The sequence below is a fragment of the Frankia sp. BMG5.23 genome (genome assembly GCF_000685765.2).
GTDB lineage: Bacteria > Actinomycetota > Actinomycetes > Frankiales > Frankiaceae > Frankia > Frankia casuarinae.
The window spans coordinates 35,465-55,418 of sequence record NZ_JDWE01000001.1 but is presented as its reverse complement, the minus strand read 5'-3'; the positions used below and the strand labels follow the sequence as shown (position 1 = coordinate 55,418).

The window sequence follows — 19,954 nt, the reverse complement described above, 5'->3', positions numbered from 1 at the left end:
CGGCTACGCGGAGATGAGCGGTAGCGCGGTGGAGGAGAAGTGCGAGGCCACCCGGTCGTCAACCGGGTCCTGCGCCGGGTCGCGGTGCACGACGAGGTGCTGGTAGCGGGTGTCGCGCTGAGCGGGGATGCGGCCGGCAGCACGGATCAGGGAGATCAGCTCCGACCGGTTGGTGCGGTGGCGCGCCCCGGCGGAGGAGACGACGTTCTCCTCCAGCATCACCGAGCCGAGGTCGTCGGCGCCCATGTGCAGGGTGAGCTGGCCGATCTCCTTGCCGGTGGTCAGCCAGGAGCCCTGCAGGTGCGTGATGTTGTCGAAGAACAGCCGCGCGACCGCGACGAGGCGGAGGTACTCCAGGGTCGTCGCCTGGGTGCGCCCGCCGAGATGATTGTTCTCCGGCTGGTAGGTCCAGGGGATGAACGAACGGAACCCGCCGGTCCGGTCCTGGACGTCCCGGATCATCGTCAGGTGTTCGATGCGCTCGGCGTTCGTCTCCCCCGTGCCCATCATGAAGGTGGCGGTGGATTCCAGGCCGAGGTTGTGGGCGGTCTCCATCACGGACAGCCAGACGTGACCGGGCTCCTTCAGCGGAGCGATCGCCTGCCGGGGCCGTTCGGTGAGAATCTCCGCTCCCGCGCCCGCGAAGCTGTCCAGGCCCGCGTCCCGCAGCCGGGTAATGACCTCGGGAAAAGTCAGATCGGACGTCCGGGCGATGTGCACAACCTCGCTGGCGCCCAGCGAGTGCAGCGCCAACTGGGGATATGCCTTCTTGATGGCGGCAAAGGTACGCTCATACCACTCGATGCCGAAGTCGGGATGGTGCCCGCCCTGCAGCATGATCTGCGTGGCGCCGAGCTCGACCGCCTCCCCGCACTTGGCGACGATGTCCTCGACGTCGCGGACCCAGCCCTCGGCATGCTTCGGAGCGCGGTAGAAGGCGCAAAACCGGCAGGCGGTCACGCAGACATTCGTGTAGTTGATGTTCCGGTCGATGATGTACGTCGCGATGCCATCGGGGAAACGGCGCCGACGGACCGTGTCCGCCGCGCCGCCGAGCGCGTGCAGCGGCGCCCTCGTATAGAGGAGCAGCGCCTCCTCCGCGGAGATACGCCCGCCGGCTGCGGCCCGGTCCAGCACAGACCGGATCTCGCCACCACCCCGACCCACCGGAATCTCACCATCGACATCCATACGGCCCTCCCCGCGTAGCGCCTTCGGCGCGACGCGGGGACCCCTGGCATCGGGCGCCGTTCGGGGTCTCCGTCGAATCACCTTCGGCGATCCTCCCAGGGTAGCCGTCGGAGCCTTCCGCGCGACGCGGGGACCCCTGGCATCGGGCGCCGTTCGGGGTCTCCGTCGAATCACCTTCGGCGATCCTCCCAGGGTAGCCGTCGGAGCCTTCCGCGCGACGCGGGGACCCCTGGCATCGGGCGCCGTTCGGGGTCTCCGTCGAATCACCTTCGGCGATCCTCCCAGGGTAGCCGTCGGAGCCTTCGGCGCGACGCGGGGGATGAACGGTCAGTGTCCGGATCGCGTCCTCGGGTCCACCGGGCTGGAGCCACCACGGGTGGCGTCAGTGTAGCCGGCTGTCGAGGAGCCGGCCGGGCTGGCGGGACCGGCGTCGTGGTGACCGTGGCCGCGGCTGGTGAGCTTCGCCTGGAGCTGCTTGATCTTGGCCCGGTTCTCCGGCCGGTTGGCCGCGGCCTTGGCCTTGTTGACCATCTCCTTGGTCTTCGGGCTGTGTAGGAAGTCCGTGATCTTGTTCGAGAAACTGGCCATGACAACGGTGTACCTATCCGGGCAGGGGTTTACGCCTGCCGGTCACCCGTTCGACGACCCGCCCGAGGAGCCGCCGAACGTGTCCCTCACCCGGTTCCACAGGCTGTCGAGCTGGTCATGGGTGTCATCCTTGACGGACGTGACGACCTTGTTCCACAACCGCTGGCGCTGTTCGTCGACCATCAAGGCGATCTGGTCCGCCGCGGAGAGCAGCAGCAGGACGACAAGAACGAACAGGATCGTGCGCTTGAAAGGGATCCGCAGCCGGAACCGACGCCGGGGACGCGGTCGCGGCACCGATTCGGCGTAGGGAGCCGGCGCGCGTCCGCGCGGCGCCGGCCGCGCCTCGGCCACCCGCGGGGCCGGGGCAGGCGCGGGACCCGCGGGCGCCGACGGGGGCCGCTGCTGGGCCACGGGGCGGGGCCGGGCCGGCGCCTGGGGAGACGGTGCCGCCTCCGCGGCACGGCCGGCGTAGGGCTGACCGGCGTAGGGCCGACCGGCGTAGGGCCGACCCGCGTGGGCCTGGTCCGGGTAGGGCTGACCGGCGTGCGGAGAATCCACCCGGGGCTGGCCGCCGTGCCTCGGGCGGGCGTCCGGCGCCGGCGGCGGATGGCCCCCCTCGCCGGAATTGTCGAAACCCGATCGGTGGCCGTTCCCGTCGGCCTCATCGTCGTACTGGACGAATCCGCCGCGGCGCCGTCGACGGGCCCGCGGCACCCCGTGCCGCGGGCCCGCGGCACGGTCGGCGGCCGGTGGCGGTGCCAGCGCGGGTGGCGGCACAGGCGGACCGGCCGGCGGGGGCCTGTCGCGGGCCGAGTCGTTCCACCAACGGTCGCCGCCGAGGGGCCGGGGCTCATTCTCCCACCAGCGCCGCTGTTCATACGGGGTCGCAACGTGGGTCGGATCCGGCCAACCGGCCCCGGCACCCCCGGCGAGCGCGGCCGCCCCAGCCCCGGCGGTACTGCGCCCCCGTGGCCAGGTCCCGTCGAGCAGTGCGGTCGCGGCGTCCCGCGCGTCACCGGCCCGGCCGCGTTCGCCGAGTAGGGTGAGCAGCAGGTTCTCGGTGGAGGGCCGGTCCCGGGGGTCGCGGGCGAGCGCGGACCGGACGATCGGCGTGAGATCCGGCGGCATGGCCCGCAGGTCCGGCTGACCCGTCAGGATCTTCTCCGACATCTCCAGGTAGGTGCCGTGGCCGTAGGGGTGACCGCCGGTGGCCGCGTAGCCGATCAGCAGTCCCCAGGCGAAGACGTCGACCGCCGGACCGAGCGCAGCGCCCTCCATCTGCTCGGGCGCCATCCAGCCGACCGAGCCGAGGACCAGACCCGTCTGGGTGCGGCCCTTCGTCATGTCGAGCGTGCGGGCGATCCCGAAGTCGATGACCCGGGGGCCGGAGTACGACAGCATGACGTTGCTCGGTTTGAGATCCCTGTGCACGATGCCGGCCCGGTGGATGGCGGTGAGCGCGGACGCCACGCCGACCGCCACGCCCTGCAGTGTCGACAGCGGCAGCGGACCGGACTCGGTGACGGCCTGATCAAGCCGGACGCCGTCGATGTACTCCGTGACCAGATAAGGACGACGCGCGTCGGGATCGGCGTCGAGTACCTGGGCGGTGCAGAAGGGCGCGACCCGCCGAGCGGCCGCCACCTCGTCCCGGAAACGTGCCCGGAATTCCGGGTCGGCGGCGAGGTCCGACCTGATCACCTTGATCGCAACGAACTTCTCGGCCGCGTCCTGGGCGAGGAACACCGTTCCCATCCCACCCGCGCCCAGCCGACCGACGACCTGGTAAACACCGATCGTGGTCGGATCATCGGGATGCGGCGCCTCGGCCGGATATCCGCCGATAGGCGAAACCCGACGCGCCGATCGTTCCGTCACTGTTCTCCCGCCCGTGTTATACCTCCGGCCGCGGCCCAGGTACCGTTCCGGCCTGGGAGCCGTCACCGGTGCCGCAATTGTCTCCCCGTGCAGGGAGATGAACCCATCATCACGCCACAGTCCGTCGTCGCCCAGTCCCTACGGGCATCCGCAACGGCGCGGAAGTCACGCTAACCCTCTCGAGTAAATCGATGTCGAGCGTTGTCCGCCAGCCGACGCGGCGGATCCGATCGTTCCCGCCAGCCGTATCCGAGGAGACCGCAGGTGGTCGACAACAACCACAGGTGGTCGACGACTCACCATTCCGCGGATGAAGGCGGGTGAGGTGTGTCTCCGGCAGGATGAGGGAGGGAACATCCACTGCTACCGACCGGCTGCCCCGACAGCGCCGGTCGGCCGCCAAGCCTAGGGAGTCACCCGTGGTCACGCAGTCCGCCGATGCGCACCAGCCCGCGAACGCGGTCACGGAGACCGACCCCGCGGCCGGAGCGAGCGTCACCGGCGCCGTGCGGTCGGGGACGTCCCCGGTCGACACCGACGTCGACATGCTGATCGTAGGCGCCGGTCCGGCCGGTCTCTACGGCGCCTACTACGCCGGATTCCGCGGCATGTCGGTCGCGCTCATGGACTCGTTGCCCGAGGCCGGCGGTCAGGTCACCGCGATGTACCCGGAGAAGGTGATCTACGACATCGCGGGTCTGCCGGCCGTCCGGGGGCGGGAACTGATCGACGCCCTGTTGATCCAGGCGAACCAGTTCTCCCCCACCTACCTGCTGGGCCAGCAGGCCGCCGAGCTGGCCCACAAGCCGGACGCCGTGGTGGTGACCAGCAGCCAGGGCCTTCGGGTACGCGCCAAGGTCGTCGTCATCACCGGCGGTCTCGGCACCTTCGCCCCCCGCCCGCTGCCCACCGGCACCGCGCATCTGGGCCGCGGCCTGGTCTACTTCGTGCCCAAGCTCGACGTCCACACCGGCCAGGACGTCATCGTGGTCGGCGGCGGGGACAGCGCCTTCGACTGGGCGCTGGCCCTGGAGCCGATCGCCCGCTCGGTCACCCTCGTGCACCGGCGGGACCGGTTCCGGGCGCATATGTCCACAGTCGAGCGGGTCGAGGCGTCCTCCGTCGAGATCCTGACCTTCACCGAGGTCGCCATGGTCCACGGTGAGGAGTGGATCGAGAAGGTCGAACTGGTGCAGACCCGCACCGGCGACCGACATGTCCGACCCGCGCAGGCGGTCGTCGCCGCGCTCGGATTCACCGCCGACCTCGGACCGCTGACCCGCTGGAATCTGACCATTGACAAGCGGCACATTGTCGTCGACCCGACGATGGCGACCGGGGTCGAGCGGATCTTCGCGGCCGGCGACATCACCGAGTACCCGGGGAAGGTCCGCCTGATCGCGACGGGTTTCGGGGAGGCCGCGACGGCGGTCAACAACGCGGCGCCGCTGGTGGACCCGTCGGCAAAGATCTTCCCGGGGCACAGCTCCGACGACGGCACCGGCGGCTGAGCGCCCGGCGGGCGTGGCCGACAGGCGTGGCCGACGGATGCGGCCGACGGATGTGGCCGTTTCCGACCGGGCACCGGCGGACCCGCGGCGCACACTGGGAACATGCGCGGTCTACTGGTGATCGGTCACGGATCCCGGCGGGACGAGGCGAACGCGACGGTTCGGGAACTCGCCCACCGGCTCCTGGTCGATCCCGGCCATGTGGTCGATCCCGGCCATGCCGCCGCGCCATGGACGTGGGGGGCGGTCGAAGCCGCCTTCCTTGAAATCGCCCAGCCCGACATCGCCACCGGGTACGCCACGCTGGCCGACGCGGGATGCACCGAAATCGTCGCCTACCCGTTCTTCCTGTTCGACGGCAACCACACCCGCCGGGACATCCCGGCGGCACTGGAGGGCGCCCGGTGCCGGCACCCGACGACCCGATGGGTGCTGTCGGAGCCGCTCGGGCTGCACGCGAGCGTCGTCGACGCGGTCCGCGCGCGACTCGACGACACCCTGCGTCTCCTGGTCCGCGAAGCCGATGCCGCCACCCTGAAGATCAACCCCCAGGCGAGCCGGTGGACCGGCTGGTGACGACGAAGTCCGCGACGGCGGCCGCGAGCGGATGGACCCCGGGTTCGGTGGGCACGATGTCCACCCGCATGCCCGCCGCCGCGCAGGCCAGCGCGCTGCGTCGACCCATCGCCGCGATGAGCAGATCGGGCGGGAGAGGTCCGTAGATCTCGGCGGTGCCGCGGGCGGCGGTGGACGACGCGAAGACCGCGACGTCGAAGTCGCCATGCCGGAGCTCCTCGGCGATCCGGGGATCCGGCTCGGCGGTCACGTCGGTGAGCAGCGGCACCCGGCGCAGGGAACACACCGCGTCCGGCGGGTCCGCCGCGCCGGCGATCAGCACCCGCGACGAGCCGGTCGGACCGGCGGGACCGGCGGGACCGGTCGACGATGGATCCGCGGACAGCGGATCCGTGGACAGCTCGGCGACGGGCACCGAGGCGAGGCCCAGGCCGTCAAGCGCTTCCGCGGCGTCCTCGCGGGCCGCGACGAGAGTCAGGCCGGCCAACGCCCGCACGTCGGTGCCGGCTCGACGCAGCAGGGTCACCACGGCGGCGACCTCGTCCGCATCGGCCAGCAGCAGGCCGCCCGCTCCCGGCAGCGCCGCCACCAGCGCGGCACCGGCGTCCTCGACCGGCGCGGGCCGGGCAACGACGGTCTCGACCGCATCCGCGCCCAGCTGCCGCAGCCGGCGAGCCAGCAGACCCGGCCGCGGCCGGGTACGGGCCACGAGTACCCGGATCCCGGTGAGCGGCCCCGCCTCCAAGGCCAGCGCGTCCCGGCGCGCCGCGACCTCTCCGACCACGATCACCGCGGGAGACCGCACACCGGCCGCGATCGCGTCGATCGCCAGCGCGTCCAGGGTGGTCCGCAGGACCCGCTGCGCCGGGGTCGCCCCGCGCTCGATGACCGCGACCGGCGTCGCCTCGGGGCGACCGCCGGTGAGCAGCGCGTCGGCGATGTCCATGAGACGCGCCACCCCCATCAGGATGACGATGGTCGCCCGGGAGGCCGCGAGAGCGGCCCAGTCCACCGTCGACTCCGGATGGCCGGGTGGCAGGTGCCCCGAGACGATGGCAACTTCCTGCGCGAGACCACGATGGGTGACCGGGATGCCGGCACAGGCGGGTACGGCCAGCGCCGAGGTGACGCCGGGCACGACGGTGCACGCGACCCCCGCCGCGGCGCAGGCCTGCGCCTCCTCGCTGCCTCGCCCGAGCATGTAGGGATCGCCGCCCTTGAGGCGGACGACGCGCGCACCGGCGCGCGCCCGGTCGACGAGGACCGCGTTGATCTCCTCCTGGGTCCACGACGGGGCGGCCGGGCTCTTGCCCACGTGGATGATCTCGGCGCCGGCCGGGGCGGCGCCGAGGAGGACGGCCGCGGCGAGCCGGTCGGTGACCACGACGTCCGCGTTCGCCAGCACCTCACGGCCGCGAACGGTGAGCAGACCGGGATCGCCCGGACCCGCGCCGACCAGCCAGACCTCACCCACACTTCGCCCGTCCGTCACGGCGTGCACCGTACCTGCTCGGTTGCCTTCGAACACCGGCAGCCGGCAGGCCCGAGGAGGTCAGTGGATGCCGCACTCCGTCTTGATCGAACCGACCCACCGGCCCTCCCGGCCGGCGCCCCGCCGGGTGCACGGCCAGCAGCCGACCGAGTCGTAACCATCGGAGAGGAGCGGGTTGACGATGACGCCGTGCTCGGCCACGTAGCGTTCGACGTCCTCGTCGGTCCAAGCCGCGAGCGGGTGGATCTTCACCTTGCCCCGTCGGGCGTCCCAGTCGACGACCCGGAGCTTCGCCCGGCTGGGCGACTCCGCCCGCCGCGACCCCGCGGCCCAGGCACGGTAGGGCGCCAGGGCCCGATCCAGCGGAACGACCTTGCGCATCCGGCAGCACAGGTCCGGGTCGGTCCGGTAGAGGTCCTGGCCGTAGACGGCGTCCTGGCCGACGACGGTGAGCTGCGGACGGGCGCTGATGATCGGCAGGTCGTAGGTTCCGGCCACCGCGTCCCGGGTACCGACGGTCTCGGGGAAGTGATAACCGGTGTCGATGAAAACCACGGGGACGTCGGACCGAATCCGGGCGAGCATGTCCACGAGGATCGCCTCAGCCATCGAGGCGGCGATCGCCAGCTTCGTCCCGAATTCCCCGACCGCCCAGCGCAGGATCTCCTCCGCCGGCGCGCCCTCGAGGTCGTCCCCGGCCCGCAGCGCCCGGGCCTGCAACGCGGCATCCATCAGCTCGTCTCCTCGTCGTCACGCAACCCGGCTCCGGCGACGCCGCAGGCGGATGCCGCGGTCGTCCACCGGGCAGCCGCCCGGGTGCTGTCCATTGCCGATCACCGTGCCGCCTGCTCTTCCGCCGCGCCGAACGCCCCGCCCGTGATGACGGCGGTCCCGCCCGAGGCGACCGCGAGGGCCGTCAGGCTCAGCCGGAAGCCCCGCAGGCAGGACCGGCACGCCCAGTACCCGTGACCATGTCCCGCGCCGGAGCCCTCCGGCGGCGTGTCCGGGACGATGTCCTCCTCGCCGCAATACGGGCAGTAGAAGGGCACCACCCGCTCACCGCTAGCCATCTGCGGCACCGAGCGCCGTCAGTTGGGCCTCGTCGGCCCGCTCCGCCCAGTCCGCGAAGCTCTCCCCCGCGGTCCGGTCCGCCCGGTAGGTCTCCAGCACCGCGACGACGTAGTCGACGAGGCCGTCGGCGGTCACCTTCAGACCACGCGACTTGCGGCCCAGCCGCGACCTGGTGCCCAGGTGCCCGCCGAGGTGGACCTGGAAGCCCTCGACCATCTCACCGGTGGCGTCGTCCGGTACCAGGGAGCCCTTGAGCCCGATGTCGGCGACCTGAAAGCGGGCGCAGGCGTTGGGGCAGCCGTTGACGTTGATCCCGATCGGCTCGTCGAAGTCGGGCAGCCGGCGTTCGAGCTCGTCGATGAGGTCGCGGGCCCGACCCTTGGTCTCGACGATCGCCAGTTTGCAGAACTCGATACCGGTGCAGGCCATCGTGCCGCGCCGGAACACGCTCGGGCGGACCACCAGGTCGAGCGCACCGAGTTCGGCCTCCAGCGCGTTGACGTCCGCGTCGGCGACATCGAGGATGACGAGCTTCTGCGTCGTCGTGGCGCGGATGCGGCCCTGCCCGAACCGGTCGGCGAGGTCCGCCACCGCGCTCAGCGTGGTCCCGCTGAGCCGACCCGCCCGCGGTGCGAACCCCACGGCGTTGCGGCCGTCGCGCTGGCGGTGCACCCCGATGTGGTCGCGCCCCTCGCTGCGCGGCGGGGCCGGCGGCGGGCCATCGGGCAGCGCCGAAGCCAGGTACTCCTTCTCCAGAGTCGCGCGCACCCATTCGGCGCCCATGTCCGCGACCAGGAACTTCAACCGGGCGCGGGTGCGCAGCCGTCGGTAGCCGTAGTCTCGGAACAGCGATACGACGCCGTGCCAGACCTCGGCAACCCGCGCCGGCGGCACGAACGCGCCCAGCCGCACGCCGAGCCGTGGGTTCGTCGACAGACCGCCACCGACCCACAGGTCGTAGCCGGCTCCCAGCTCCGGATGGACGACCCCGACGAACGCGATGTCGTTGATCTCGTGCAACGTGCAGTGGTCGGCGCAGCCGGAGATGGCGCTTTTGAACTTACGGGGCAGGTTGGCCAGCGTGGGGTCGCCGACGAACCGGCGGACGACCTCGTCGATCGCCTCGCTCCCGTCGATGATCTCGTCACCGTCGACCCCGGCGAGCGGGCAACCGAGGATCACCCGGGGGGTGTCGCCACAGGCCTCGGCGGTGGTCATGCCGGCGTTCTCCAGCGCCGCCCAGATCGCCGGCACATCCTCGATCCGGATCCAGTGGAGTTGGATGTTCTGCCGGTCGGTGACATCAGCGACGTCCCGGCCGTAGCAGGTGGAGACGTCGGCGATCACCCGGAGCTGATCCGAGGTCATCCGGCCGCCGTCGAGCCGGATGCGCTGCATGAAGTAGGAGTCGTCCAGTTCCTCGGGTTCGAGGATCGCCGTCCGCCCGCCACTGATCCCCGGCCGGCGCTGGGTGTACAGACCCCACCACCGGAACCGGCCCCGCAGGTCCTGGGGATCGATCCCGTCGAAACCGGTGCGCGGGTAGAGGTTGAGGATGCGGTCCCGCACCTCCAGGCCGCCTTGGTCCTTCTTCATCCGCTCGTTCGCGTTGAGCGGCTCGGAATATCCCAACGCCCACTGGCCCGCTCCCTTGGGTCGGGACGGGCGCGCGGACCGGGCAGGACGAGCAGGAGAAGTCATGAGATCTCTCGGTGCGCGAGGAAGTCGCGGCGCCGACAGCGGGCGCCACGAACGGAGACGTCAGCGGGGGCGGCGACAGCCGGCGCTGGAAACCCGCAGCAGGTCGACGTGCAGACGGGCGACGAGCATCGGCTCGATCACCAGGCACGGCACCGCGGGGGACGACGCAGCCCGGCGCCGGCGGGAGGCATCGACCGGAAGGCCCGACGCCTGCCCAACCGGCACCCCACCAGCGAGGGCGCACGTAGTCACGAGCCCATGTTTCCACAGAAGTACGGCCGATGGGCAAGTCGGGGCACTGTCCGGCCTACTTCGACCCGCCATGCTGCTCCAAACTGCAACAAACCGGACAGCCAGCCCCGAGATCGTCCATCATGGCCGATGCGACCGATGCGGCAACCATGACAGCCACCGAACATAAAACTCTATCATGCCAGTGGAGAAAATGAACAATTCTGCCAGTCGCAAGATCGCTCAGATCGTCCGGTGGACGGCGCACAGCCGTCGAAGCTGCTCCACCAGCGGACCGGTGGCCAGCCCTTTCTCCAGCAGGGCGTCCGCGCCGAGTTCCAGCACCTGGTCGAGCAACGCATCCTCGGAGAATCCCGTGAAAATCACCACCGTGGCCCGCGGCACGACCCGCCGGATCCGCGGCAGGGCGGCGATGCCGTCGAGGACCGGCATGGCCAGGTCAAGCAGCACGAGGTCCGGCTCGGTGCGGACGACCTCGTCGATCGCCTCCGCGCCGTTGGACGCGGCGCCGACGATCACGAAGTCGGGTTCGGTCTCCAGCAACAGGCACAATAGTTCGCGCACGCCGTCCGCGTCGTCAACGACGACGACGCGCCGTGGACCGGGCGGAGGCACCTGCTCCCCCGGAGGGGAACCACGGCCCACAGCGGAACCGCCGGCCAGGCCGACGGCCTTCTCCCCGACGAGCCCGACGGTGTCGGCATCCACCGAACGGCCGGTATCCACCATTCTTTTGTACGCGCCCCGCCCGACCCCGCGCATCGTCATTCAGGATGGTTTCCGAGGATGACCCACGTTGGCCATCAGGCCGATACCCGCAGACCGTCGCGAAGCACCGCAGCCTGGACGCGGCCGCGATAGCACACCATGCGGGAATAGCCCGTCCGGACGAGCCCTCGGCGATTCCGCCGCTTTCTGCCAACACTTCCGTGGCAACGCTCGCGTTTCCCAACAATAACCCAAGAAGGTCGGCATAATGTCTCGACGGAGGCGCGGTACGACGGACGACTTCCACGCTACGATCAATCGGCCGACCACGAAGCGCGACGCCGATCAACTTCGCCTGCCACCCGACAGCTGAGAGTAATCATTGGAACTGGATGTGTATGGGACTTTTGACCTCTAGTCTACTAGGGTGCAGTCTGGAGTAATCTGATCACTATCGGTGACTCTCTGCTGGCCATCGGGCGGGCGACCGTCAGGCGGGCGGGCAGAGACAGCACACGACTGCTGAGCTTCCCTCCTCGGGAGGCGGGACCTTGCCACGCGGAAGGACGTCACAGATGCGGCAACGGAGCCGAGGCCGGCACGATGCGGCGACCGCCGAAGACCTGCTACCCGCTGAGGTCCGACGGCGGCGCTGTGAACGTGTCCTCTCTCGGGAGGAGCTCGCCCGACGCACCGGCTACAGCCGCCAGTACATCGGTCAGCTCGAACAGCCCAGCCGAGGCATCCCCTCCCGGCCGGTGATCGCCGCAGTCGACGCGGCGCTGGAGGCCGGGGGCGCCCTCATCGACCTGCGTGAGGCAGCCGTCGCCGCCCGGGCGGAACGCCTGCGTCGCAGGCCCGATCCGGAGCGGGAGTCCCGCCGCCGGGTTTCGGATCTGCTCGACCACCGCCGGTCGGACACCGAACTGGACTACCTCGATCGGTTGGTGGCCGATCTGATCGCCAAGGCCGATCGGCTCGATCCACAGGACGTCACCGCCCAGGTGCTGGAGCAGCAGAACGTCGTCGACAACCTGCTACACACGCCCATGCTGCCGCACCAGCAGTTCCGGCTGTTCATGCTCGCGGGTCACCTGGCCGGGCTGCTCGCCATCTCCCTGTTGGACGTGGACGAGCTCGCGGGAGCCAGCACCTGCTGCCTCGAGGCGGCGGTGTTCACCGAGCTGACCGGTCACGAAGGACTACGGGCCTGGACCCTCGCGGTCAACAGCCTCATCGACGCGGCCGCCCGGCAGGTCTGCGAGGGCACCGAACCCGGCACCGAACCCGGCATCGTGTCCGGCGACGGCCCCGGGGCCCCCGTGCCACCGGACCCACGGTCCGGGCCGCCAGGTGAGCCCAGCGCTCCGAGGTATGCTCTGGCCGACGGGGATGATTCCGGTGGCGAGACTCTCGACGAGATGCTGATCGCGCCGGGCGGGCGAGCCACCCCGCCCCGGTTGATCGCGCTGGTAAAGGGCCGTATCGCGCGCTTCGCCACGGCGAGTACGCGCCGAGCGGTTCCGATTCCGCCGACCAGTATCTCCCGCGCGTTCCGACCACCGGTCTGAGCGGGGTTCCGACCGCCGGCCTGAGTGGCGCTCAGACGTCCGCGAAACGCAGTTCGCGCAGCGCCGGAACATCACCTCGCCGCGCGGCACGTCCGGCGAAGGCGATAATCCCCGCCTGCTGGCGCGCACCAAGCCGAAAGTCGAGAGTGGTGAAATACCGGGCCAGCGTGCCCGGGTCGAACACCTCAAAACGGGCCGCCCGCGCCGCGACCTCGTCCACATCACGCAGCGCCAGGTCGAGTCCGGAGCGGAACGCGCCGTGCACCTCCTTGACCACCCCGGGACGGCGTTCGGCGAAGGACCGTCGGGCGGCCCACACGGCGAACACCATGGGCAGGCCGGTCCACTCCTGCCAGGCGGCACCGAGATCGATGAGCCGGAGAGGATGGTCCGGACCGCCCCGCTCGGCGTCGTAGGTCGCCCGTAGCGCGGTATCCCCGATGATCACCGCGGCATCCGCCTCCCGCAGCATCGACGGCAGGTCCGGCGGCATCGTCACGTACTCCGGTCGCAGGCCGTGGCGCTCCTCCAGCAACATCCGGGCGAGCAGCACGCTGGTCCTGGACGTCGAGCCGAGCGCGACGGTCCGGATCTCCGCGAGCGGCGCCGCCGTGCTCAGCACGACGGACAGGACCGGACCGTCGGAGCCGACCGCGAGGTCGGGCAGCACGACGAGCTCGTCGGCATGCCGGAGGTACTCCACCAGGCTGATCGGACCGATATCGAGATCGCCGACGATCAGCGCGTCGTTCAGCCGGTCCGGGGTGTCCTTCGTCAGCTCGATGTCGAGCAGAGCACCGGAGTGGACCAGTCCCCAGTACAGCGGCAGGCAGTTCAGAAACTGGATGTGCCCCACCCGGGGACGGGCCTGGGTATCGCCGTCGTCGTCCGCTCCGGCTCCGGTCAACACCGTCCGCCCCGGCGCTCCTCCATGACCTCGATGACCGCGCGGCGCTGGCGCAACGCCAGGGGATAGCTGAGCAGCCCGCTGAACACCACGGCCAGGGCGAAGGCCAGCAGCCCGTTCACCCCCAGCAGCAGGACCACGGCCAGCACCGCTCCGAAGAGCACCACGCGTACCGCGAAGTACCGCAGGTTGATGCCGAGCAGGCCGCGCTCGCCCGCCTGGCCCGATTCGGTCGGCGAGTCGGGCATCGCCCGCTGTGGCCACGAAACCCGCTGTGGCCACGAAACCAGCCGCCTACGCGATTGCGCCATCACGTCCTCCGTCTCTTCGTCGGCACCCAGCCGAGCCGGCGCAGCACGGTCGGGAAGAAGCCCAGCCCCAGGAAGACGACGAACAGACCCAGCAGGCCGGCGGCACCGATCGGCAGACCGATCCAGTCGAGCACCACATACCCGGCCACCCCCGGAAACAGGATCACCAGGAAGGCCAGCACAAAGATCGATCCGATGCCGGGTGCTCCGTGGGGCCGGACAGGCCCGGAACCCCCGGGCGCCGGCGACTCCTCGGATCCGCGGGCCGGCCCCGGCCCCTCCCCGGTGCCCATCCGGTCCACCGGTCAGGCGTCGATCGAGGTCGGGACGTCACGCCGAGCCGGGTCGGGACCGTCGTAGACACGGATCTCCCGGTAGCGGGTGTCCCGCTCGACCGGGCGGAAGCCGGCGTCGCGGATGATTGCGAGCAGATCCTCGCGGGTCATGGTGTGCGGCGTCCCGAACCGGTCCGCATCGTGCGTGATCTTGTACTCGACAACGGAACCGTCGAGGTCGTCGGCGCCGAAGTTCAACGCGAGCTGCGCCGTGGTGAGACCATGCATCACCCAGAAGCACTTGATGTGGTCCACGTTGTCGAACAGCAGCCGGGAGACGGCGAACGTCTTCAACGCCTCGGCCCCCGTCGCCATCGGCTGGTTCATCAACCGGTTGCGCGGGTCGCCGGCGGCGTCGTGCTGGAAGCGCAGCGGGATGAAGACCGTGAACCCGCCCGTGGAATCCTGCAGCTCACGCAGCCGCAGCACGTGGTCCACCCGGTGCCGGGGGTCCTCGACGTGCCCGTACAGCATCGTGCACGGAGTGCGCAGGCCCTTGGCGTGGGCGAGCCGGTGGATGCGCGACCAGTCCTCCCAGTGCGTCTCGTGACCGACGATCTTCTGGCGGACCTCCCAGTCGAAGATCTCCGCGCCGCCGCCGGTGAGCGACTCGAGTCCCGCGTCGATGAGCTCGTCGAGGATCTCATCGGCGGACAGGCCACTGATCTTCTCAAACCAGTGGATCTCGGTAGCGGTGAACGCCTTCAAGGCGACGCCGGGCAGCGCCTTGCCGAGCTCCCGCAGCGAGCGCGGATAGTAACGCCAGGGCAGCGTCGGATGCAGACCGTTGACGATATGCAGCTCGGTGATCCCGGCCGGCTCCATCTCCTTCGCCAGCCGGACAGCCTCCTCGATGCGCATGGTGTAGGCATCGGACTCACCGGGCTTGCGCTGGAACGAGCAGTACGCGCAGGACGCCGAGCAGACGTTCGTCAGGTTCAGATGCCGGTTGACGTTGAAGAAGGTCTTGTCGCCGTTCTTTCTGGTGCGAACCTCGTGGGCGAGACCGCCCAACCAGACGAGGTCGTCGCTGGCGTACAGCGCCTCCCCGTCGGCACGGCTCAGTCTCTCGCCGGCGGAAACTTTGGCCTCGATCTCCCGCTTGAGCCCAGCATCCATGCCTTCCAGCCTAGCCCGCCGGTCTCGGTGTCCTCGGAGGCGAGCACGGCTGCCCGGTCACAGCCGCCCCGCGATCCGCCCCGCGATCCGGCGGGGCGTCCGACTACTCGCGGCTACCCGGCGTTCCCGCTGTTCCCGGCGTTCCCGGCGTTCCTCGCATCCGGGCGCTGAGCGGCCCGCTGTGCGGCCCTGCGCTGCATCCGCCCGAGCGGCCAGGTCAGCAGTCCGGCGACAGCGAACCCAACGAGCAGCGCCATCAGCAGGTTCAGCCCGACGGCCACCAGGATCACGGTAATCACGGCGAGGGCTGCGACGCGGATCAGGAAATACGGCAGTTGCGCACGCAGGTTCACGTCCTGCGGCGCGGGCCGCTCGGCGCGAGTGGGACGACCCGGCCGCGCCGAGGCGGATCTGCGTGCCGTGGCCCCGTCCACCCCACCGGTTCCCCGGCCCCGGTTCCTCGTCGGTCCGCGCCCACCCGTCGCCATATCGTCCTCATCCCGCCGGCACCGCGGCCCCGGTCGGGGCCCGTTCCCGACAACTGTGCCTGTCCGGGTGGGGCCTGCGCCAGGGGGAACAGACGTCACCCGGCCGGTGGCGCCGTCTCGACCTCCAGCAGGTCACGGCGGTCCGCCAGGTCACGGCGGGCGCCGCCGAGCTCGCCGGTCCAACGCCGGAAGAGCGTGTGCGGCACGTCGGCGGCGTCGAGCACCCGCCCGGCCACGAAGTCGACGAGATCGCCGGCCGTCCGCACACCCGCGTAAAACCCCGGGCTCGCCGCGGCCACCACCGCCCCGGCGTCGTGCAGGTCCAGCATGTGGCGCAGCGTCGCGCGGGTGTAGGGCATCTCCCGCGGGACGACGATCAGACGGCGGCCTTCCTTGAGCGTGACATCCGCCGACCGCTGCAACAGATCCTTGGACAGTCCCAGGGTGATGCCGGCCAGGCAGGCGGTGCTCGCCGGGACGACGATCATCCCGCGAGTCGGGTACGAACCGCTGCTCGTCGGCGCCCCCAGATCACCAGGGGCATGTACCGCGACGAGGGTGGACACCGTATCGGCCAGCACGTCACGATCGGCCAGCCGCGCCGACAGACCCTCCGGAGGTGACACCCCGCCCGGGGGCATGGACAGCCACGTGACCAGGGCTTTCGCCCAGGCGGAGTCACGCCAGGCGATACCCGTCTCATCGAGCAGGGTCAGGCGGGCCGCGCGGGACAGCACCAGATCGACTGGCAGCCGAGCGGCCAGCAGGCCACGCAGCACCGCGGCCGCGTAGGGGGTTCCACTGGCGCCGCTCACCCCGACCACCCACGGCAGGCGCGCTCCGGCCCCCTCCTCGGGGGCACTGAACACATCGGCCATGACGAATCCGATGCTCAGACGGCCAGACCACGGCTGGCGAGATCGACAACGGCGAAGAGGAACAAGACGATGCCGACGAATCCGTTCGCGGTGAGGAAGGCCCGGTTGACCCGCGACAGGTCGTTCGGGGACACGATGGCGTGCTCATAGCAGAATGCCGCCGCCGTCAGCACGAGCCCAGCCCACCACCACGGACCGGCGTTGTCCATCAGCCCGTAGACGATGAACAACGCAAAGGTGATCATATGCGTAACCGTGGAACCAATGAGCGCGGCCCGCACCCCGAACCGGGCCGGCACCGCACGCACGCCGATGCGCCGGTCGACCTCGGCATCCTGGCAGGCGTAGATCACGTCGAAGCCGCCGATCCAGCTACCGACCGCAAGGCCGAGCACCAGTGCGGCCCAGGACCACTCACCGGTGACCGCGATCCACGCGCCGACCGGGGCCACCGCCTGGGCGATGCCGAGCACGGCGTGCGGGAAGTCGGTGAACCGTTTCGCGTAGGGGTAGACGACGAGCGGCGCGACGGCGACCGGCGCGAGCAGCAGGCAGAGCCAGGACAAGGCCGCGGCGGCGGTGAGGAAGACGGCGAGCGCGACCGCGGCGCCGACGACCGCCGTACGCACCGAGACCACGCCGGTGACCAGCTCTCGGTTCGCCGTCCTCGGATTACGGGCGTCGATCGCGCGATCGATGACCCGGTTTGCGGCCATGGCGAAAGTTCGGGCCGCGACCATCGCCACGGTGACGAGGGCGAGGTCCGACCAGTGCACCGACCGGGAATCCGCGAACGAGGCGGCGAGCGCCGCGATGTAGGCGAACGGCAGCGCGAAGACCGAGTGCTCGATGACGACGAGCCGCAGAAACGCCCGTACCCGGCCGGTGGCGTGTCCCGGGCCGGCTCCCGACCCTCGCCCGACCGACTCCGACGCGCCAGGCACCCACGCGGCGTCACTCACCGCGATCACCACTCCTTGTTCCTTGCCCAGCCAGAGGCCCCAGCGTCCTTTTTGTCCCTCTGGCTAGGCAAGAAAAACGGAGGACGGTCACAGGCCATACTCCTTCCATCGGCGGGTGACCCGTTCGCGGACCGCCTCGTCCATGACGATCTCCTCCGGCCAGCCGCCGTCGCGCCGGTAACCCTCGCTCGGTAGCTTGCGGGTCGCGTCCACACCGACCTTGCCGCCCCAGAACTGCTCGTAGGCGGCGTGGTCGAGATGGTCCACCGGCCCGATGGTGGTGATCAGGTCGTGGGCATAGTCGACGTTGCCGAAGGCGCGCCAAGCGACCTCGTGGTAGTCGTGCACGTCGCAGTCGGCGTCGACGACCACGATCAGCTTCGACAACGACAGCAGCCCGGCCCCCCAGACCGCGTTCATCACCTTCTGCGCGTGCTTCGGATAACGCTTCTCGATGGAGACGATGCAGCAATTGTGGAACACCCCCGCCTCGGGCAGGTCGTAGTCGACGATCTCGGGAATCATCATCCTGACCAGTGGCAGGAAGATCCGTTCGGTGGCCTTGCCCATCGGACCGTCCTCCTGCGGCGGCCGACCGACCACGATCGTCTGGAACACCGGGTCACGCTGCATCGTCATCACGTCGACGTGCAGCGCCGGGAACGGTTCGACGGGCGTGTAGAAGCCGGTGTGGTCGCCGAACGGCCCCTCGGGCAGCCGCTCCCCCGGCTCGAGCCAGCCCTCGATCACCACCTGTGCGTTCGCGGGCACCCGCAGCGGGACGGAGAGGCAGTCGACCATCTCCACCCGCTCGCCGCGCAGGTAACCGGCGAACAGGTACTCGTCGAGGTCGGCAGGCAGGGGGGCGGACGCGGCGTAGGTGACCGCCGGGTCGCACCCGAACGCGATGGCGACCGGCAGCCGCTCCCCACGCCGCTCGGCGACCGCGTGATGCGCGTTGGAGTCCTTGTGGATCTGCCAGTGCATGCCGACGGTGCGTGCGTCATGGCGTTGCAACCGGTACATCCCGAGGTTACGCGCCCCGGTCTCGGGGTGCTTCGTGTGCGTCAGACCGAGGTTGAGGAAGGCCCCGCCGTCGTTCGGCCAGGCGTGCACCCCCGGCAGCCGGAACAGGTCGACGTCCGGACCCTTGAGGACGACGTCCTGGCAGGGCGCGGTCCGGACCCGGCGGGGCGGGACCGAGGCGAGCGACGCTGCCTTGCCGAACGCCTCACGCAACCCGGACAGGCCGATCGGCAGCTGCGGGCGCAGCAGCGCGCCGAGCCGTTCACCGATGTCGTCCAGCGCCTCGACGCCGAGCGCGGCAGCCATCCGCTCCTCGGTGCCGAACACATTGATCGCCAGCGGCATGTCGGCGCCGGCCGGGGACTCGAACAGCAGAGCCGGCCCGCGCTCCCGTACCACCCGGGTCACGATCTCGGTGACCTCGAGACGCGGGTCGACGGGTACGGTGACGCGGCGCAGATCCTTCCGCCTTTCGAGATGAGCAAGGAACGCACGCAGATCCGCCCAGGCCATGAGCTCCATCCTCGCAGTCGCCACGGGTGGATGCCCGACCGCCCACAGGTGGTCACGATCCCAGTTCAACACGTCACGTCCCGGGCACGGCCTCGTCGGATAACGGACCGGGAGGACGAGGAGCCGGCGCGGAAGGCACACTAGAGATACACGGGCCGGCCATCACCACGACATGTACGTCCGTCGCGGGCCATAGCGGACGGTACGTGCTCGCCTGACCCATCTGGTGAGGTCGCCCGTCCGTGGCGCCATCCGTCCGTGACGTCGCCACGGGTCGGGGGTTTCGCCACGGGTCGGGGATTAGATGCCCGCGGATCGGATGTTCCATACCTGACAGGTCAAGACGGACATAACGATCAAGAAAAGCAGGAAGGAGCGACCGGCCGGTGCTGGGCCTCGCGCTGACGTTTGTGATCATTGGTGTTTGGGCTTACGCGATCATCGATGTCTTCGGGACACCCCCCGAGGAGGTTCGGATCATGCCCAAACTCGCGTGGATCGTAGCAGTGATCTTCCTTGGTATCTTCGGCACCGCCGGATGGTTTTTCTTCGGTCGACCTCGCGCGAACAGCGTCGGCGAGCGGCCGTTGCGCCGGCCGGTCTCCGACCATCCGGCCTTCGGGCAACGATCGTCCTGGGGCATCGACAGCCGGCGTGATGGCGGCTTCGGCCGGTACAGCGCGCGGACGGGCACCCGCCGGGCCGCCGTCCGGCCGAAGGGTCCCGACGACGACCCGGACTTCATGCGGGAGCTGTCCGCCCGGATCCGCAAGGGCGAGGCCGGACCTCCGTCGTCATCGTCCCGCGGCTGAGCCGCATGGACGCGGGGGATCCAGGGGCACGAGCCCGCGGCTGACCGGCTCCGCGCACCGG

At 70.4% G+C, this 19,954-nt stretch carries 21 protein-coding genes; 4 read left to right on the top strand and 17 right to left on the bottom strand.

The window, feature by feature from the left end:
* Positions 1 to 3: 3 nt before the first annotated feature.
* The 3 genes from mqnC to BMG523DRAFT_RS00245 form a co-directional block, all read right to left on the bottom strand.
* A complete protein-coding gene (gene mqnC, locus BMG523DRAFT_RS00255; RefSeq protein ID WP_011434993.1) occupies positions 4 to 1,191 on the bottom strand; it encodes a cyclic dehypoxanthinyl futalosine synthase in 1,188 nt (395 codons plus the stop codon).
* Between the two features lie 327 nt (positions 1,192 to 1,518).
* Positions 1,519 to 1,779 carry a hypothetical protein gene (locus BMG523DRAFT_RS00250; protein ID WP_011434992.1) on the bottom strand — a complete coding sequence of 87 codons (261 nt, stop codon included), beginning with the start codon at positions 1,777 to 1,779 and terminating at the stop codon, positions 1,519 to 1,521.
* Positions 1,780 to 1,821: 42 nt separating this feature from the next.
* Positions 1,822 to 3,660: a serine/threonine-protein kinase gene (locus BMG523DRAFT_RS00245; protein WP_011434991.1), complete on the bottom strand. Its 1,839-nt coding sequence runs from the start codon at positions 3,658 to 3,660 to the stop codon at positions 1,822 to 1,824.
* Between the two features lie 545 nt (positions 3,661 to 4,205).
* Here BMG523DRAFT_RS00245 and BMG523DRAFT_RS00240 point away from each other — a divergent pair.
* Complete coding sequence (locus BMG523DRAFT_RS00240; protein ID WP_011434990.1) at positions 4,206 to 5,171, top strand: NAD(P)/FAD-dependent oxidoreductase; 966 nt, start codon at positions 4,206 to 4,208, stop codon at positions 5,169 to 5,171.
* Between the two features lie 102 nt (positions 5,172 to 5,273).
* Positions 5,274 to 5,747: a sirohydrochlorin chelatase gene (locus tag BMG523DRAFT_RS00235; protein ID WP_011434989.1), complete on the top strand. Its 474-nt coding sequence runs from the start codon at positions 5,274 to 5,276 to the stop codon at positions 5,745 to 5,747.
* On the opposite strand, the gene cobA is transcribed toward BMG523DRAFT_RS00235, so the two are convergent.
* The 6 genes from cobA to BMG523DRAFT_RS00205 form a co-directional block, all read right to left on the bottom strand.
* A complete protein-coding gene (cobA, locus tag BMG523DRAFT_RS00230; protein ID WP_011434988.1) occupies positions 5,713 to 7,239 on the bottom strand; it encodes a uroporphyrinogen-III C-methyltransferase in 1,527 nt (508 codons plus the stop codon). The two genes, BMG523DRAFT_RS00235 and cobA, sit on opposite strands and share 35 nt — an antisense overlap.
* A 60-nt stretch (positions 7,240 to 7,299) precedes the next feature.
* On the bottom strand, positions 7,300 to 7,971 hold the full coding sequence (locus BMG523DRAFT_RS00225) for a phosphoadenylyl-sulfate reductase (RefSeq protein WP_011434987.1): 672 nt from the start codon (positions 7,969 to 7,971) through the stop codon (positions 7,300 to 7,302).
* 101 nt (positions 7,972 to 8,072) lie between these two features.
* Positions 8,073 to 8,309: a hypothetical protein gene (locus tag BMG523DRAFT_RS00220; RefSeq protein WP_011434986.1), complete on the bottom strand. Its 237-nt coding sequence runs from the start codon at positions 8,307 to 8,309 to the stop codon at positions 8,073 to 8,075.
* Positions 8,302 to 10,011 carry a nitrite/sulfite reductase gene (locus BMG523DRAFT_RS00215; protein ID WP_011434985.1) on the bottom strand — a complete coding sequence of 570 codons (1,710 nt, stop codon included), beginning with the start codon at positions 10,009 to 10,011 and terminating at the stop codon, positions 8,302 to 8,304. The genes BMG523DRAFT_RS00220 and BMG523DRAFT_RS00215 overlap by 8 nt, the downstream gene beginning before the upstream one ends.
* Before the next feature lie 60 nt (positions 10,012 to 10,071).
* Positions 10,072 to 10,263: a putative leader peptide gene (locus BMG523DRAFT_RS00210; RefSeq protein ID WP_035729528.1), complete on the bottom strand. Its 192-nt coding sequence runs from the start codon at positions 10,261 to 10,263 to the stop codon at positions 10,072 to 10,074.
* Between the two features lie 222 nt (positions 10,264 to 10,485).
* A complete protein-coding gene (locus BMG523DRAFT_RS00205; RefSeq protein WP_011434984.1) occupies positions 10,486 to 11,031 on the bottom strand; it encodes a response regulator transcription factor in 546 nt (181 codons plus the stop codon).
* A 515-nt stretch (positions 11,032 to 11,546) separates the two neighbouring features.
* Here BMG523DRAFT_RS00205 and BMG523DRAFT_RS00200 point away from each other — a divergent pair.
* Positions 11,547 to 12,542 carry a helix-turn-helix transcriptional regulator gene (locus tag BMG523DRAFT_RS00200; RefSeq protein ID WP_011434983.1) on the top strand — a complete coding sequence of 332 codons (996 nt, stop codon included), beginning with the start codon at positions 11,547 to 11,549 and terminating at the stop codon, positions 12,540 to 12,542.
* A gap of 31 nt (positions 12,543 to 12,573) precedes the next feature.
* Here BMG523DRAFT_RS00200 and BMG523DRAFT_RS00195 read toward each other — a convergent pair whose 3' ends face one another.
* From BMG523DRAFT_RS00195 to BMG523DRAFT_RS00160, 8 genes are all read right to left on the bottom strand, one after another.
* Positions 12,574 to 13,452, bottom strand: a complete 879-nt coding sequence (locus tag BMG523DRAFT_RS00195) for a menaquinone biosynthetic enzyme MqnA/MqnD family protein (RefSeq protein ID WP_011434982.1) — start codon at positions 13,450 to 13,452, stop codon at positions 12,574 to 12,576.
* On the bottom strand, positions 13,446 to 13,697 hold the full coding sequence (locus BMG523DRAFT_RS00190; protein WP_051868632.1) for a DUF4229 domain-containing protein: 252 nt from the start codon (positions 13,695 to 13,697) through the stop codon (positions 13,446 to 13,448). The genes BMG523DRAFT_RS00195 and BMG523DRAFT_RS00190 overlap by 7 nt, the downstream gene beginning before the upstream one ends.
* Before the next feature lie 62 nt (positions 13,698 to 13,759).
* Positions 13,760 to 14,053, bottom strand: a complete 294-nt coding sequence (locus tag BMG523DRAFT_RS00185) for a hypothetical protein (protein WP_011434980.1) — start codon at positions 14,051 to 14,053, stop codon at positions 13,760 to 13,762.
* A 12-nt stretch (positions 14,054 to 14,065) separates the two neighbouring features.
* On the bottom strand, positions 14,066 to 15,214 hold the full coding sequence (gene mqnE, locus BMG523DRAFT_RS00180; RefSeq protein WP_011434979.1) for an aminofutalosine synthase MqnE: 1,149 nt from the start codon (positions 15,212 to 15,214) through the stop codon (positions 14,066 to 14,068).
* Positions 15,215 to 15,327: 113 nt separating this feature from the next.
* The gene (locus BMG523DRAFT_RS00175) at positions 15,328 to 15,702 is read right to left on the bottom strand and encodes a hypothetical protein (RefSeq protein ID WP_051623719.1); all 375 of its coding nucleotides are present in this window, start codon (positions 15,700 to 15,702) and stop codon (positions 15,328 to 15,330) included.
* Between the two features lie 95 nt (positions 15,703 to 15,797).
* Positions 15,798 to 16,580: a UbiX family flavin prenyltransferase gene (locus tag BMG523DRAFT_RS00170; RefSeq protein ID WP_011434977.1), complete on the bottom strand. Its 783-nt coding sequence runs from the start codon at positions 16,578 to 16,580 to the stop codon at positions 15,798 to 15,800.
* A gap of 14 nt (positions 16,581 to 16,594) precedes the next feature.
* Complete coding sequence (gene mqnP / locus BMG523DRAFT_RS00165) at positions 16,595 to 17,554, bottom strand: menaquinone biosynthesis prenyltransferase MqnP (RefSeq protein WP_108913489.1); 960 nt, start codon at positions 17,552 to 17,554, stop codon at positions 16,595 to 16,597.
* A gap of 75 nt (positions 17,555 to 17,629) precedes the next feature.
* On the bottom strand, positions 17,630 to 19,081 hold the full coding sequence (locus BMG523DRAFT_RS00160; RefSeq protein WP_023839804.1) for a menaquinone biosynthesis decarboxylase: 1,452 nt from the start codon (positions 19,079 to 19,081) through the stop codon (positions 17,630 to 17,632).
* A gap of 386 nt (positions 19,082 to 19,467) precedes the next feature.
* Here BMG523DRAFT_RS00160 and BMG523DRAFT_RS00155 point away from each other — a divergent pair, with 386 nt between their 5' ends.
* On the top strand, positions 19,468 to 19,893 hold the full coding sequence (locus tag BMG523DRAFT_RS00155; RefSeq protein ID WP_011434974.1) for a PLD nuclease N-terminal domain-containing protein: 426 nt from the start codon (positions 19,468 to 19,470) through the stop codon (positions 19,891 to 19,893).
* The last annotated feature ends 61 nt before the right edge of the window (positions 19,894 to 19,954 follow it).